This is a genomic window from Corallococcus sp. CA047B, from assembly GCF_003612065.1.
GTDB lineage: Bacteria > Myxococcota > Myxococcia > Myxococcales > Myxococcaceae > Corallococcus > Corallococcus praedator.
The window spans coordinates 1-12,693 of the sequence record NZ_RAWD01000036.1; the positions used below are offsets into that span (position 1 = coordinate 1).

General features: G+C 69.5%; 12 protein-coding genes. 1 reads left to right on the forward strand and 11 read right to left on the reverse strand.

The annotated features are described in order from the left end of the window. Positions 1–730: 730 nt before the first annotated feature. The gene (gene gmk / locus D7X74_RS08975) at positions 731–1,354 is read right to left on the reverse strand and encodes a guanylate kinase (protein WP_120532511.1); all 624 of its coding nucleotides are present in this window, start codon (positions 1,352–1,354) and stop codon (positions 731–733) included. Further along, positions 1,351–2,229 (reverse strand): YicC/YloC family endoribonuclease, encoded by an 879-nt coding sequence (locus D7X74_RS08980; protein WP_120532512.1) that lies wholly within the window; start codon positions 2,227–2,229, stop codon positions 1,351–1,353. The genes gmk and D7X74_RS08980 overlap by 4 nt, the downstream gene beginning before the upstream one ends. Before the next feature lie 81 nt (positions 2,230–2,310). Here D7X74_RS08980 and D7X74_RS08985 point away from each other — a divergent pair, with 81 nt between their 5' ends. Then, a complete protein-coding gene (locus D7X74_RS08985) occupies positions 2,311–3,420 on the forward strand; it encodes a glycosyltransferase family 9 protein (RefSeq protein WP_120532513.1) in 1,110 nt (369 codons plus the stop codon). Here the strand turns inward: D7X74_RS08985 and D7X74_RS45235 are convergent. The 9 genes from D7X74_RS45235 to D7X74_RS09025 form a co-directional block, all read right to left on the reverse strand. Next, on the reverse strand, positions 3,410–3,586 hold the full coding sequence (locus D7X74_RS45235) for a Trm112 family protein (protein WP_341870441.1): 177 nt from the start codon (positions 3,584–3,586) through the stop codon (positions 3,410–3,412). The genes D7X74_RS08985 and D7X74_RS45235 overlap by 11 nt on opposite strands. A 3-nt stretch (positions 3,587–3,589) precedes the next feature. Then, the gene (locus D7X74_RS08990; RefSeq protein WP_120532514.1) at positions 3,590–4,078 is read right to left on the reverse strand and encodes an adenylyltransferase/cytidyltransferase family protein; all 489 of its coding nucleotides are present in this window, start codon (positions 4,076–4,078) and stop codon (positions 3,590–3,592) included. Beyond that, positions 4,075–5,088, reverse strand: a complete 1,014-nt coding sequence (locus D7X74_RS08995) for a bifunctional heptose 7-phosphate kinase/heptose 1-phosphate adenyltransferase (protein ID WP_120532515.1) — start codon at positions 5,086–5,088, stop codon at positions 4,075–4,077. The genes D7X74_RS08990 and D7X74_RS08995 overlap by 4 nt, the downstream gene beginning before the upstream one ends. Before the next feature lie 31 nt (positions 5,089–5,119). Further along, entirely contained in the window at positions 5,120–6,235 is a 1,116-nt protein-coding gene (lpxK, locus tag D7X74_RS09000; RefSeq protein ID WP_120532516.1) for a tetraacyldisaccharide 4'-kinase, read from the reverse strand. Further along, positions 6,232–7,263, reverse strand: coding sequence for a glycosyltransferase (locus D7X74_RS09005; RefSeq protein ID WP_120532517.1), 1,032 nt, complete (start codon positions 7,261–7,263; stop codon positions 6,232–6,234). The genes lpxK and D7X74_RS09005 overlap by 4 nt, the downstream gene beginning before the upstream one ends. Next, on the reverse strand, positions 7,263–8,264 hold the full coding sequence (locus D7X74_RS09010; protein WP_120532518.1) for a glycosyltransferase family 4 protein: 1,002 nt from the start codon (positions 8,262–8,264) through the stop codon (positions 7,263–7,265). The genes D7X74_RS09005 and D7X74_RS09010 overlap by 1 nt, the downstream gene beginning before the upstream one ends. Next, a complete protein-coding gene (locus D7X74_RS09015; protein ID WP_120532519.1) occupies positions 8,261–9,544 on the reverse strand; it encodes a 3-deoxy-D-manno-octulosonic acid transferase in 1,284 nt (427 codons plus the stop codon). Before D7X74_RS09015 ends, D7X74_RS09010 begins: the two co-directional genes overlap by 4 nt. 20 nt (positions 9,545–9,564) lie before the next feature. After that, positions 9,565–10,680, reverse strand: a complete 1,116-nt coding sequence (locus tag D7X74_RS09020) for a PHP domain-containing protein (RefSeq protein WP_120532542.1) — start codon at positions 10,678–10,680, stop codon at positions 9,565–9,567. 226 nt (positions 10,681–10,906) lie between these two features. Beyond that, positions 10,907–12,691: an ABC transporter ATP-binding protein gene (locus D7X74_RS09025; RefSeq protein ID WP_120532520.1), complete on the reverse strand. Its 1,785-nt coding sequence runs from the start codon at positions 12,689–12,691 to the stop codon at positions 10,907–10,909. Positions 12,692–12,693 lie beyond the last annotated feature (2 nt).

The following is a 12,693-nucleotide window of genomic DNA, read 5'->3' on the forward strand; positions in this document are numbered from 1 at the left end:
CTTTCTGCGTCCTGCGGGCTCCTTCGTTGCCTCGGCGCCGTCCAGTGACTTCCGCCGATTCTCTTCGAAGGGGAGCGGCTTCTACTTCTTCGCCGCCTTCCGTGTCAACCGCTTCCTTGTCAGCTTTTCCCACCGCTTTCGTCCGCTCTGTTGCCTGCCGGACTTTCTTTCGGTGGGGCGCGGCTTCTACCACCGCCGCGCTCGCTGTCAACTCCGCGTTGACTGCCCTATTTTCTTGTCGGTGCGGCGCTCTCCCAGAAGTTCCTTCCGCGCCAGTGCGCGGGCTTCCGGGTGAGGGGCGCGGCTTCTATCTCTTCGCCGCGTTCAGGGTCAACAATCTTCCTGCTGCTTACGATTCCCGACCACCACCGCCTCAGCTCCGCCTCCCGTGAGGCAGCAACCCGCTCCAACCCCTTCGACGCCCGCTGATCAACTACCTGCGGCAATCATCTAAGAACCGGCTTGGAGAATGTCAATTTCCCGTCACCGATAGAACCGGGCGACTTCAGTGCCCTGTTCGGTTCGGAAGGCCCGGGAGGACCGCCTTCTCCACTCCTACTTCGCTGCGCCGTTCAAGTGCCACCGGAGTGACGCCTGCGTGTCGCCGCGAGGTGTGCGGCTTATCCAACAGGCGACCAGGCAGCGCAAGAAGTTTGATGCAGGTCGCCAGCGCAGCGCGACGTGGTGGAGGGTAAACCCGGATCCCGCTCCACCGATTCCCCGGAGGCGATCAGCCCCCGAACTTGAGCTTGGAGAGGTCCACCCTTCCCCTCCGGCATTGCTCGGCGACCACCACCGAGCGCAGCTCCTGGTAGGCGCGCTCGAAATCGTCGTTCACGACGATGTAGTCGTAGGACGCGATCCCCCGCTCGATCTCCGAGCGGGCCCCCAGCATGCGGCGACGGATGGTCTCGTCGGAGTCCGTCTGACGGTCCCGCAGGCGGCGCTCCAGCTCATCCATGGAGGGCGGGAGCACGAAGATGAGGACCGCGTCAGGGTGCTTGCGCTTGATGGACTGCCCGCCCTGCACGTCGATGTCGAAGACGGCGGTGCCCCGGCGGCTTCGCGCTTCGTCCACCACCGACTGGGGGCTGCCGTAGAAGTGGCCGTGCACTTCGGCCCACTCCACGAACTCGCCCTGTTCGATCTTCTGCTGGAAGGTGGCCACCCCGACGAAGTGGTAGTCCACGCCTTCCTGCTCCTTGCCTCGGGGCCGGCGGGTGGTGACGCTCGTGGAGAAGATGCCGTCCGGCATCTCCTTCAGGAGTCGGTGCGCGAGCGTGGTCTTTCCCGCCCCTGACGGAGCGGAGAGGACGAGCAACAGGCCAGGCGGGAGTCCAGAGGGTTCGTTCATTCGACGTTCTGCACCTGTTCGCGGATGCGCTCGACTTCGGCCTTCATCGAAACCACACGCGCGGAGATCTCCGCGTGCTGGCTCTTGGAGCCCGTCGTGTTCACCTCGCGGTGCATCTCCTGCACGAGGAAATCCATGCGCCGGCCGACCGGCTCGGGGCTCGCCATGAGGAGCCGGAACTGCTCAAGGTGGGTCGCCAGCCGGGTCACTTCTTCGGCGATGTCCGTGCGCTCGGCGAACAGGGCGACTTCCTGCGCCAGTCGCTGCGGATCCACCGCGACGCCGCGCGCGAGCTCCGCCACACGCTCGGTGAGCCGCTGCTGGTAGTCGTTCACCGCGCGCGGCGCGAGCCGGGCCACTTCCTGGCTCCAGCCCTCGATGAGCTTCATCCGGGTGTCGAGGTCCGTGTGGATGGACTCGCCCTCGGTGTTGCGCATCGTCTCCAGCGCCGCGAGGGCCTGCTGGAGCGCGGTCTGGGTGGCCTGGGTGGCGGACTCCACGTCCACGCCCTTCTCCTCCAGGCGGATGACTCCCGGCTGGTTGGACACCTGCGACCAGGTCACGTCCGCCGTCAGCCCCAGGGCTTCAGCGACCTCGCGGAAGGCGCGCGCGTATTCGCGGGCGAGGGCGACGTCCACCGTGGGGACATTGCCCGAGACGGTGGCCGCCTGACGGCGCACCAGGATCTCCACCGAGCCTCGCGCGAGCCGGTCCTTCACCAGCTTCACGAGCGCGGGCTCCAGCGCGGACAGCTCGCGCGGCAGCCGGACCTTCACTTCGCAGAACTTGTGGTTGAGCGAGCGCGCTTCCACGGAGACCTCTTCGTCTCCCACGCGGGCGCGGCCCGAACCAAATCCGGTCATGCTTTTGAGCATCGGGCGGGGTGCTAGGGGCTTTCCGTCCCGAGGTCAAGCCAGCGTCTTGCGTCCATTCCAATTCTGGTAGGGTCCGCCGCGATGGCGTGGCACAAGCGGCTCGAAACGTGGGCGAAGCTGGCGCTGACGCTCCTGGCCTCAGTCCTGTTCTGGCGCCCTGGACGTCGTCGCTCGCTCGGAACGCCCCTCCCCCTTCCTCGCAAGGTCCTGCTCGTCCGGCCTGACAACCGGGTGGGCGAAGCCCTGCTCACCACACCCTTGTTGCGGACCCTCAAGGCCCTGGTCCACCCGGCCCCGGAGGTGCACATCCTGGTGCACGCCAAGGTGGTCCGCGTCCTCAAGGGACATCCTGACGCGGATGCCGTCCTGGGATTCGACCGGCGACTCCTGTGGCTGGGTCCCCTGGCGCCCGGCATCCGCGCGCTCCGTCGCGCGGGCTATGACACCGTGGTGGACTGCGCCAACTGGAGCGCTCCTTCGGTGACGAGCGCGCTCGTGGCCCGGATGGTCGGGCCCAGGGCCACCGTCATCGGGCCTGGCCTCTGGCCCGTGAGCCTCTTGCAGTCGGTGTCGGTGCCCGCTCGCAGCGACACCCGGCAGGAAGCCGTCCAGCGGACCCACCTTCTCACCCCCCTGACGCAGGGGGCGGTGACCCAGGGGCTTTCCTTCCGGGAGCCGGTCCTTGGGGCTCCCTTCCGGAACTATCTGGAAGGCTTCGCCGGGAGGGGCGCACGCCGCGCGGTCATCAATCCCGGAGGTCGCCTGGGCGAGCGCCGCATCCCCGCTGAAGCCTTTTCGGCGGCGGCCCGGGAGCTGATTTCGCTGGGCCATGTGCCCGTCGTCACCTGGGGTCCGGGGGAGGAGGCCCTGGCGCAGGCCGTGCTCTCGGGGGCTCCGGGGGCGGAGCTTGCTCCGGCCACCAGCATCGATGAGCTGGCCGCGCTCATGCGGGCCGCGGGTCTGACCATCTGCAACAACACCGGGCCCATGCACCTGTCCGTCGCCGTGGGCGCGCCCACGTTGGCGTTCTTCCTGCGCATGGACATGGAACGCTGGGGCCATGCGTCCCGGCCCCATCGCATGGTGGACCTGACGCCCCTGGTGGATGGGGCCTCTGGCGCAGGCATGGAACAGCGCGTGGCCGAGGAGGTCCGGTCGTTCGTCGCGGAGCGAAGCTCGCTCACGGGGTGAGCGGTCGCTCCCGTTCGGACACCATCTGAGGGACGCCCTGCTCCACGGGCCAGGCTCGTTGGCACCGAAGGCAGTGGACTTCCGGCGGGGTTCCTTCGTGGAGTTCGAGCGGCCCCTTGCAGTGGGGGCAGCCCAGGATGGACCGCAGCACCGGGTCCAGGACCATGGGCTACTTCGCGCCTTCGCGGCCGAGCCTGCGCGCCAGCTCCGTGGTGCTGTGGTCCTTCGGGTCTCCCGCCACCGCGGTCCGTCCTCCGTAGGCCCGGACCTCGTCGCCCTCCGGAATGGAGTCCGGCGTGTAGTCCGTCCCCTTCACGTGCACGTCGGGCTTGAGGGCCCGGATGATGACTCGCACGTTCGGTTCGTCGAAGACGACGACCCGGTCGGTGCAGGCCAGGGCCGCCACCAGCTCCGCGCGCTCGGCTTCCGGGATGTGCGGGCGGCCCGGTCCCTTGTAGGCCCGGGTGGAGGCATCCGAGTTCACCGCCACCACCAGCACGTCCGCCATGGCCTTCGCGCCCTCCAGATATCGGACATGCCCGACGTGCAGGAGGTCGAAGACCCCGTTGGCCAGGGCCACCGTGCGGCCCTGTTCGCGCCAGCGCTCCCTTTCCTCGGCGATGGCCGCGAGGGGGCGAAGCTTGTCCAGGGTGTTCATCGCGGGCTCCGCAGCGCTCCGAGGAGTTCTTCCCGGGACACCGTCGCCGTACCGGGTTTCTGCACCACCAGGGCTCCGGCCACGTTCGCGAGCCTCGCCGCTTCGCCGAACGAGGCTCCGGCCGCGAGCGACAACGCAAGGCTGGCGATGACCGTGTCCCCTGCCCCGGTCACGTCCACCGCCGACTTCGCTCCGTGCACGGGGATGAGGTCCACGCCACCCTTCGCGTCGAAGAGCGCCATGCCGTGCCGGCCCCGGGTCACCAGCAGCGCCTGACACCCCAGCTTGCGCACCGCCAAGTGTCCGGCCTCCAGCAGATCTTCCTTCGTGCGCACCGGACGGCCCGCGAGCGCCTCCAGCTCCGGCTCGTTGGGCTTGCACACCGTCATGCCCGTGAAGGACGCGAGGGCGTACCGGCTGTCCACGCAGACGGGGAGCCCCTTCGCGGCGAGCTTCCGCAGCACCTCGCGGACCTCTTCGCCGACCGCTCCGGCGCCGTAATCCGACACCACCACCGCGTCCGCATCCTTCGCGGAGGCTTCCACCTGCCGGGCAATCGCGTTGCGCATCCGGGGCGGAAGGCCTCCTCGCTGGCCTTGATCCACGCGGAGCATCTGCTGCCTCGTGGTGCTCACGCCTCCCGCGAGGATGCGCGTCTTCGTCTCCGTCTGGATGCTTCGGCTGCTGACCGCGTGCAGTTGGATGTCCGCGGTTTCGAAGAGCTTGCGCAGCGAGCGGCCCATCGGATCCACGCCCAGGGCTCCCACCGCCGTCACCTGACCGGAGAGCGTCCGGACGTTGGCCGCCACGTTGGCGCCACCGCCCAGTTTCACTTCCGAGGACTCGTACCGGACGATGAGCACCGGGGCCTCGCGGCTCACCCGATCCGTCTGCCCGTAGAGGTAGTGGTCGGCGACCAGGTCTCCCACCAGCAACACCCGACGGCGCGCGAAGGCGAGTGGCAACCGCGAGGACGAAGCTGTCGGACGTGAGGACGGGGCCGCGGCCATGGGCGCGCTTTGTCCCACAGCACTCCGGCCCTCACAAGTCGCGCGTCTTCTCCGGGAGCCCGAGTGCCCGCCGCAGATGAGGCTCGCCCTCCAGGACTTCCACCCCCAGGCGCACCACCCAGGCTTCAAAACCCTGTGGCAGTCGGACCGCGTCCTTCTCCGTCGTCACCACGAGCGCGCCCTCCCGTCGGGCCCGGGCTTCGACGTCTCGCAGCTCGTCCGCCGTGAAGCGATGGTGATCCGGGAAGAGGGCCGCGTCCCGCATCTGCGCTCCGAGCGCGGTGACGGTTCTCAGGAAGCCTCCGGGCCTCGCCAGCCCCGCGAGCACGAGGACCGGTCTTCCTTCGAGCGCGGTCGTCGCGTGCTCCGTGCCCGAGGAGTCCCACCAGCCCGTAGGCCCGTAGCGCGTCCGGACCCTGGGGGCCGTCACGGCTTCGAGCCAGGGGATGGGGACCGTGGGGCCTGACGACAGGGGGGCTGCTCGCAGCCAGAGCAGCGTGGCCCGTCTCAGGGCCGAGGGCGGCTCTCGCAGGGGCCCCCTGGGGAGCAGGTGGCCGTTGCCCAGGCCCACGGCTTCGTCCACGACCACCAGGTCTTCGTCCCGGTGGAGGCGGCGGTGCTGGAAACCGTCGTCCAAGAGGACCGTGTCCAACCCGAAGTCATCCCTGGCCCTGCGCGCCGCGGCGACCCGGTCCGCTCCCACGAAGAGCCGGGCTTGTGGACACCGGCGCGCCAGCAACAGGGGTTCGTCTCCGGCGACCGTCACCTCGGGCGTGGGTTCGGAGCCCGTGAAGGTCACGGGCTCCGGGGACTCGCGGCCGTAGCCTCTCGTGAGGATGCCGACCTTGCGACCTTCGCGGATCAGCATTTCGGCCAGGTGCAGCACCGCCGGTGTCTTGCCCGTGCCTCCCACGTTGAGGTTGCCCACCGAGACGACCCGCAGCCCTTCCACGGGTTCGGCTCGCAGCAGGCCAGTGTCGTAGAGCGCACCCCTGAGACGAACCGCACCGCTGTAGGTCCAGGACAGCAGGGACAGGGGGGACAGGAGGGCCTTGCGGGTCCAGGGCTCCGGCGTCGACGGATAGAAGAACCGCTCCAGGGCCGTGGGGGGGCGCGTGCTGAGTGCGGTGCCTGGACCGGCCGTCATCGCCGGAGCTCCGCCGCCTGCCGGTAGAGGTCCAGGATGTCGCTGGCGATGCGCTCGTTCGTGGGGTGTTCGGTCCTGGCGCTCGCTCCGGACACGGCGGCGGCGAGCACGGCGTCCACCGTGGGGGCCTCCACTTGCGCATCCGTGAGGTCCGGGAGCGCGCCCTCCTTCACCGCCACCACCCGGACTCCGCAGGCTCGCGCCTGGGCCGCGGCCCTTGCGCTCCAGTCGTTGCCCAGGCCGAGGATCCAGACCTCATCCAGCGCCTGCAGCCACTTCGCGAAGGCCGGGCCCTGCTGGTAGCCCGCGAACGTCACCTGCCCTTCGAGGCCTCGCTCCGCGACCTGGGCCCGGGTCGCGTCGAGCAGGGCGCCGTCGCCTACCAGCACGAGACGGGCTTGCGGACGCTGGCGCGCGAACGCTCCGAAAGCTTCGACTCCCAACGCGTGACGCCGACTCTCCTGGAACGTGGAGATCATTCCCACGAGGTGCGTGTCCTCGAGGCCCAGGGTTCGACGCAGGGCCTTGCGGTCCTTCGCCGGCTGGAACATCGGATCCACCAGGGCGGGCAGGAGCTGGACGGGGCGGTGGCGGCCTTCGAGCTTCGCTTTCAGGTGGCTCGCGGGCACCGTGTAGGCACCGGCTTCGGGCAGCGAGGCTCGCAGTGAGCGCGGCGCGTGGATGGAGCGGATCCGCACCGCTCCTTTCGGCGTCCCCCAGCGGGCCAGGAGGTGATCGTGCGTGAAGTGGGCGTGGAGCACGTCCACCTGCCTTCGGCGGAGGGCTCGCAGATCGCTCCACAGCTCCCACGGTGGCGACTTCACGGACAACGCCAGGCCTCCCTCGTCCAGCAGGCCCAGCGCTTGGAAGCGGGGGACGGCGGGCTCTTCCGCGGCGATGTCCCGGCGCTTCCGGTCCACCGCGACCGTCACCTCGTGGCCCAGGGCTCGCTGCGCCTGCGCCAGCAATGCGACGTTCTCCGCCGGGCCGCTCCAGAACGGACTCGCCAGCAGGTGCAGGATGCGCATCAGCGCTCCACCAGCGAATGGTAGAGGTCGCTCAGGGCCCTGGCTTCGTGTTCGACCCCGCAGCGACGACGCGCTTCCTCTTCCGCGTTGCGCCCCACCTGGCGCGCCCGCTCGGGTTCGCGGGTCAGCTGATCCAACAGTTCGCGCAGGCCCTTCACGTCCCCGGGTTCGAAGAAGAAGCCCGTGCGCCCGTGCTCGATGAGCGTGTCCAGGTACGGCAGCTTCGACGCCACCACGCAACAGCCGGAGGCCATCGCCTCCATGTGCACCAGCGAGTAGCCCTCCGCGTAGGACGGATGCACCAGGATGCTCAGCCCCTGGTACCAGGGCTCGATGGTGGACTGCTCTCCCGCGAGCGTCACCCGCTCCTCGATGCCCTGGCGCAGCCCGTTCACCCACGCGAGGTCCGGCCCCTTCGCGAGCCCCACCAGCACCGCCTGCCACTCCGGTCGCTCCGGCAACAAGGGCCGCAGGGCTTCGATGAAGTCGCCCTGCCCCTTCTCCTTTCGAATCCGCCCGATGACGCCGATGCCGTAGCGCCCTCCCTGCCCCAGTCGCTTCCAGGCGGCATCCCGGTCCTCCGGCGGTCGAAAGCGCGTGAGGTCGATGCCGTGGGAGATCACCGTGGACGGGAGCCGCATCACTTCAGCGATCTGATTCGTGAGCGACACCAGCGCGTCCGCGCCCCTCGCGAGCCAGCGGGTGAACTGTGTCGGTGCCACCGACGTGTGCCTCGTGAAGACGAGGCGGACCCGCTCCCCCAGGACCTTCAGGAGCATTCCCGCGAGCAGCTCGTTGTTCCGGTGCGCATGCCAGACGATGGGCTCCTGCTGCGCGCGCTGGACCAGCTCATTCCAGGAGATTTTCGGCAGGTCCGCCGTCAGGCCCGTGCCGATGACCCGCGTCTCGTCGTCCTTCGCGAGCGCGGGCACCACCGACTCCACATGCCGGGTCACTCCCGTGTATCGCTTGTGGAAGTGGGGATGGACGATGAGCGTCATGGGCTCACGGTCCTCGCCTCGCGGCGCCGCAGTGCGGCCATCGCTTCGGCGTTGCGTTCGCTGGCTCCGGAGATCTGGCGCACCGTTGCCTCCGCCCGGGCTCCCAGGGCGACCAGGCGGTCCGGGTTCGCGAGCAGGTCCTCCAACGCGGCGTGCAGGGCTTCTCCGTCCGCCACCAGGATGCCTCCGTTTCCTTCCAGCACCGCGACGCTGTCCTTGAAGTTGTCCATGTGCGGGCCGAACAACACCGGCTTGCCCTGCCCCGCTGGCTCCAGGATATTCTGTCCGCCCCGCTTCGTGAACGAGCCTCCCACGAACACCACCGTCGCCAGACGGTAGGCACGCGACAGCTCCCCCATCGAGTCCATCACCACCACCGCCGCCCGGTCCGGATTGCCCAGGGAACGCAGGCCCGCGCTGAGGCCCTGCTCCTTCGCCAGGGACAGGATGCGCTCGGCCCGGTTCACGTAGCGCGGCGCGATGACCAGGGCCAGCGTGGGCCAGCGCTTCTGGAGACGCTGATACACCTGCAACAGGATTTCTTCCTCGCCCTCGTGGGTGCTTCCGGCGATCCACACGGGTTGGTCGGGCGACAGGCCCAGCGCGGTTCGCAGCGCTTCGTCCTCCGGCGCGGGCCCCGCTGCCAGGGCGTCGAACTTGGTGTTTCCGGTGGTGAGGACCCTCTCTGGCGGCGCTCCAAGGCTCCTGGCCCGGTCGGACTCTTCGTCCTGCCTCATCAGGAGCAGGTCCATGTCCTCCAGCGGGTTTCCGATGAGCCCGAAGAGCGTCCGGTACTTGCCCACGTTCGCTGGGGAGAAGCGGCCGTTGGTCATCACCACGCGGGCTCCGGAACGCTTCGCTGCGCGGATGAGGTTGGGCCAGACTTCCGTGTACTCCAGCACCAGCACGTCCGGGCGCAGGGCCCTCACGGCCCTTCGTGTCGCTCCCCACAGGTCATAGGGCGCGTAGACGACCCCGTCGATCTGCTTCGCCAGGCGGTCTTTCGCCATCGCATGGCCACTGTCCGTCATCGTCGAGAGCACGATGCGGCACCCGGGGAAGCGCCTTCGCAGGGGGGCGAACATGGGCGCCAGGGCCAGCAGGTCTCCCGCGCTGGCTCCGTGCAGCCACAACAGCGGACCTTCTCCCCGGGGCAGGTCTCCGGGTTTGTAGAAGCCCAGCCGCTGCATCAGCCCGTGACGCGTCTTCCGGTGCACGCAGAGCACCGGGAACAGCAGCGCGAAGAGGATGTAGGTGGCGACGATGTAGAGCAGGCGCATGGGCGACGTCCCGCGCTCTATCAGATGCCCGGCGCTCGCGGCACCACCCGCACGGGACTCGGGACGAGCCAGGGTCGCCACTCGTGACCGAAGAAGCGGCCGGGCGCGTGCGCCCAGACCTCCACCTGCACCACTCCGGGCCCCGTCAGTTCGATGTGCTGCCCGTCGGGGGCCAGACGACCTTCGCCCCAGACCCGGACCTCGACCGTTCCCGGGACGTGTTCCGGGAGGCGCACCGTCAGCGTCGCACCCACGGGGGCTTCACGGGATTGCACGTCGTACCCTTCCAGGGCGAAGCCTTCCGGGGCGCCCAGGGCTCGGAAGACACAGAGGGCCTGGGTGCTCGCCAGGGCCTTCGTGACCTGCGCGGCGGCTTCGCGGGCGTCCTGGGACAGCGGGCCTGACAGAAGCTCCGGTGGGAACTCCATGTCGAGCGCGCTGAAGACCGTCTCGTACGCGGGCAGGCCGTGCGCATCGTGCGCGCACAGGGCGAGCCTCGGGCGCTCTCGCGCCAGTTCCAGGAAGCGCGTGGTGGGCTCCGGTTCGGGGGCCACGAGCAACATCACGCCATGCACCGGATTGATCAGCGACGCTCCCACCGCGGGCAGGAGCCGACTCACCGGACTTCGCAACGCCTGACGGAAGAAGGTGTCCGCGGAGTACAGCTCGAAGCCGGGCACCCGGTGCGCGGTGGGTTCGTCGGTCCAGGGGTTCTTCTTCTGGACCGGATGGGCGAGAACGGCCGTACCTCCCGCGGCTTCGACCGCCGCCACGGCTTGTTCGGGCGGACCCCAGGGCTTCACGTCCTGCAAGGGCCGCTGCATTCCGAAGGCCGCCAGATGGCCTGCGTTGGTGGAGAGCTCCACCCCGGGAATGAGCAACACGCCGTCCATCCACGTCGCGGTCGGGGGCTTGAGGTCGTTGTGGTCGGTGAGCACCACGAAGTCCAGGCCCGCGGCCTTCGCCGCCGCCGCGACCTTCGCGGGCGTCCCGTTCCCATCCGAACGGGTGGTGTGCACGTGGTACGCGCCCCGGATCCAGGCCTTCGCCTTCGGCGATGGGGGGACCACCGGGTAGTCCGCGAAGCCCGCCGCGAAGGCGAAGAAGCCCGCGATGCCCAGGAGCAGCAACAGCATCCCGAGCACGGCCCGGACACTCAGGGAGAGGAACCGCTTCGCGGACTTCACGCGCGGATCCGTCCTGGGGCTCGACGCGTTTCAACGTCCACCTGGAGCGATTCGCGCGGACGTAAGCAGGAAGCGCCGGTCGCCAACATGCCGCGCGACGCCCGACGGTGCTCCATGTCCGCGCAGGCCACGGGTCGTGACCTGGACGTCACTGACACCATGGCGTTCGTCGCCCTCATGCCGCGCCACGCTCCGCGGACCCTGTCGTCTGCAGGCGCCACATGGCGGCGTAGCGGCCTTCCTTCTGGAGCAGCTCCGCGTGGCTGCCGCTCTCCACGATGCGCCCCGCCTCCACCACGTGGATCACGTCCGCGCTCGTCACCGTCGACAACCGGTGCGCGATCACCAGGGCCGTGCGCCCGGGGAGGACCTTCGTCAGCGCGGCCTGGACCTCGCGCTCGTTCTCCGGATCCAGGCTGCTGGTCGCTTCGTCCAGCACCAGCACCGGCGCCTTCGACAACACCGCCCTGGCGATGCACAGCCGCTGGCGCTGGCCTCCGCTCAGCGTCACGCCCCGCTCTCCAATCCGCGTGTCGTAGCCCTGTGGCAGGGCCTGGATGAAGGTGTCCGCGTTCGCCACCCTCGCCGCGGCCTCCACCTCTTCCCTCGTTGCTGCCGGCCTCGCGTGGCGCAGGTTGTCCAGCACCGTGCCGTGGAAGAGCAACGGCTCCTGCGTCACCAGCGCGAACTGACTCCGCACGCTCGCCGCCGTGTACGTGTCCGCGTACACTCCATCCAGGAGGATGCGGCCTTCCTGCGGACGTTCGAAGCGCAGCAACATCGACGTCACCGTGCTCTTGCCGCCTCCGCTGCCGCCCACCAGCGCCGCCACCTGGCCCACCTTCAGGTCCAGCGTCAGGGACTCGAGCGCGCGCCGCTCCCCGTAGAAGAACCGCACGCCCTCCATCCGCAGCGACTGCCGCATCGCGGGCGCGGGGATGGCCCCGGGCGCGTCCTCCACCGGGTGCTTCAGGTCCAGCAGCGCGAAGAGCCGCTCTCCCGCCGCCCCCGCCTGCACCGCGAACTGCGTCACCCGGCCCAGGTCCTTCACCGGCTGGTACACGAGGATCACCGCCGTCAGCAGCGACAGGAGCGCCTCCGGCTCCATCGCCCGCGTCGCCGCCGCGTACCCCAGCGCTCCCGCCAGCGCCGCCGCCGCCAACACCTCCATCAACCCCGGCACCCCACCCCGTGCCCACGCCGCGCCCACCACCGCTTCCTCGTGCGCCTTCGCGTAGGACTCGAAGCGCGCGAGCTCCGCCTTCTGGCCGTTGAAGGCCTGGATGGTGCGCAGCCCTCCCAGGCCCTCGTGCAGTTGGCCCGCGAGCTGGCCCAGGTGGGCCTGTCCCTCGCGCGTTCCCTTCAACACCTTGCGCGTCAGCTTCGAGGCGGGCAGCGCCGCCAGCGGAATCACCGCCAGCATCAGCCCTCCCAACATCGGACTCATCGACAGCGCCACGCCCGCCAGCACCAGCACTTGAATGGTGTCGCGCAGGTAGGAGCCCACCGTGTACATGGCGGCCATCTCCACCGCCATCACGTCCGAGGAGAAGCGGCTGAGCAGGTCTCCCGTCCGCTGCTTCGACATCTGCGACGGAGACAGCGCCGTGAGCCGCAGGAACAGGTCGCGCCTGAGGTCCTTCACCACGCGCTGCGCGAACAGGCCCATGAAGTAGAACTGGCCCAGATACCCCACGCCCTTCACCGCGCCCACGGCCAGCACGAACACCGGGAAGCCCCAGAGCGCCGCCTCGCGCGGCAGGTCCGCGAGCCAGGGCACCTTGTGCGCGCTCGCGAAGCCCTCCTCTCCTCCCGACAGGAGGAAGCGCAGGGCCGGCCCCAACAGGTACGCGTACGCGCCCGTGGCGAGCCCCAGCACCGCCATGCACACGAACGCCAGCACGAGGATGCCCGCGTGCGGCCGCGCGTAGCGCAACAGTCGCCACAGCACTCGATGCATGA

Excerpts from the sequence above, each read along its gene's own strand:
- gmk (WP_120532511.1), bottom strand. The coding sequence starts at position 1,354 with ATGAACGAACCCTCTGGACTCCCGCCTGGCCTGTTGCTCGTCCTCTCC.
- D7X74_RS08980 (WP_120532512.1), bottom strand. The coding sequence starts at position 2,229 with ATGCTCAAAAGCATGACCGGATTTGGTTCGGGCCGCGCCCGCGTGGGA.
- D7X74_RS08985 (WP_120532513.1), top strand. The coding sequence starts at position 2,311 with ATGGCGTGGCACAAGCGGCTCGAAACGTGGGCGAAGCTGGCGCTGACG.
- D7X74_RS45235 (WP_341870441.1), bottom strand. The coding sequence starts at position 3,586 with ATGGTCCTGGACCCGGTGCTGCGGTCCATCCTGGGCTGCCCCCACTGC.
- D7X74_RS08990 (WP_120532514.1), bottom strand. The coding sequence starts at position 4,078 with ATGAACACCCTGGACAAGCTTCGCCCCCTCGCGGCCATCGCCGAGGAA.
- D7X74_RS08995 (WP_120532515.1), bottom strand. The coding sequence starts at position 5,088 with ATGGCCGCGGCCCCGTCCTCACGTCCGACAGCTTCGTCCTCGCGGTTG.
- lpxK (WP_120532516.1), bottom strand. The coding sequence starts at position 6,235 with ATGACGGCCGGTCCAGGCACCGCACTCAGCACGCGCCCCCCCACGGCC.
- D7X74_RS09005 (WP_120532517.1), bottom strand. The coding sequence starts at position 7,263 with ATGCGCATCCTGCACCTGCTGGCGAGTCCGTTCTGGAGCGGCCCGGCG.
- D7X74_RS09010 (WP_120532518.1), bottom strand. The coding sequence starts at position 8,264 with ATGACGCTCATCGTCCATCCCCACTTCCACAAGCGATACACGGGAGTG.
- D7X74_RS09015 (WP_120532519.1), bottom strand. The coding sequence starts at position 9,544 with ATGCGCCTGCTCTACATCGTCGCCACCTACATCCTCTTCGCGCTGCTG.
- D7X74_RS09020 (WP_120532542.1), bottom strand. The coding sequence starts at position 10,680 with ATGCTGTTGCTGCTCCTGGGCATCGCGGGCTTCTTCGCCTTCGCGGCG.
- D7X74_RS09025 (WP_120532520.1), bottom strand. The coding sequence starts at position 12,691 with ATGCATCGAGTGCTGTGGCGACTGTTGCGCTACGCGCGGCCGCACGCG.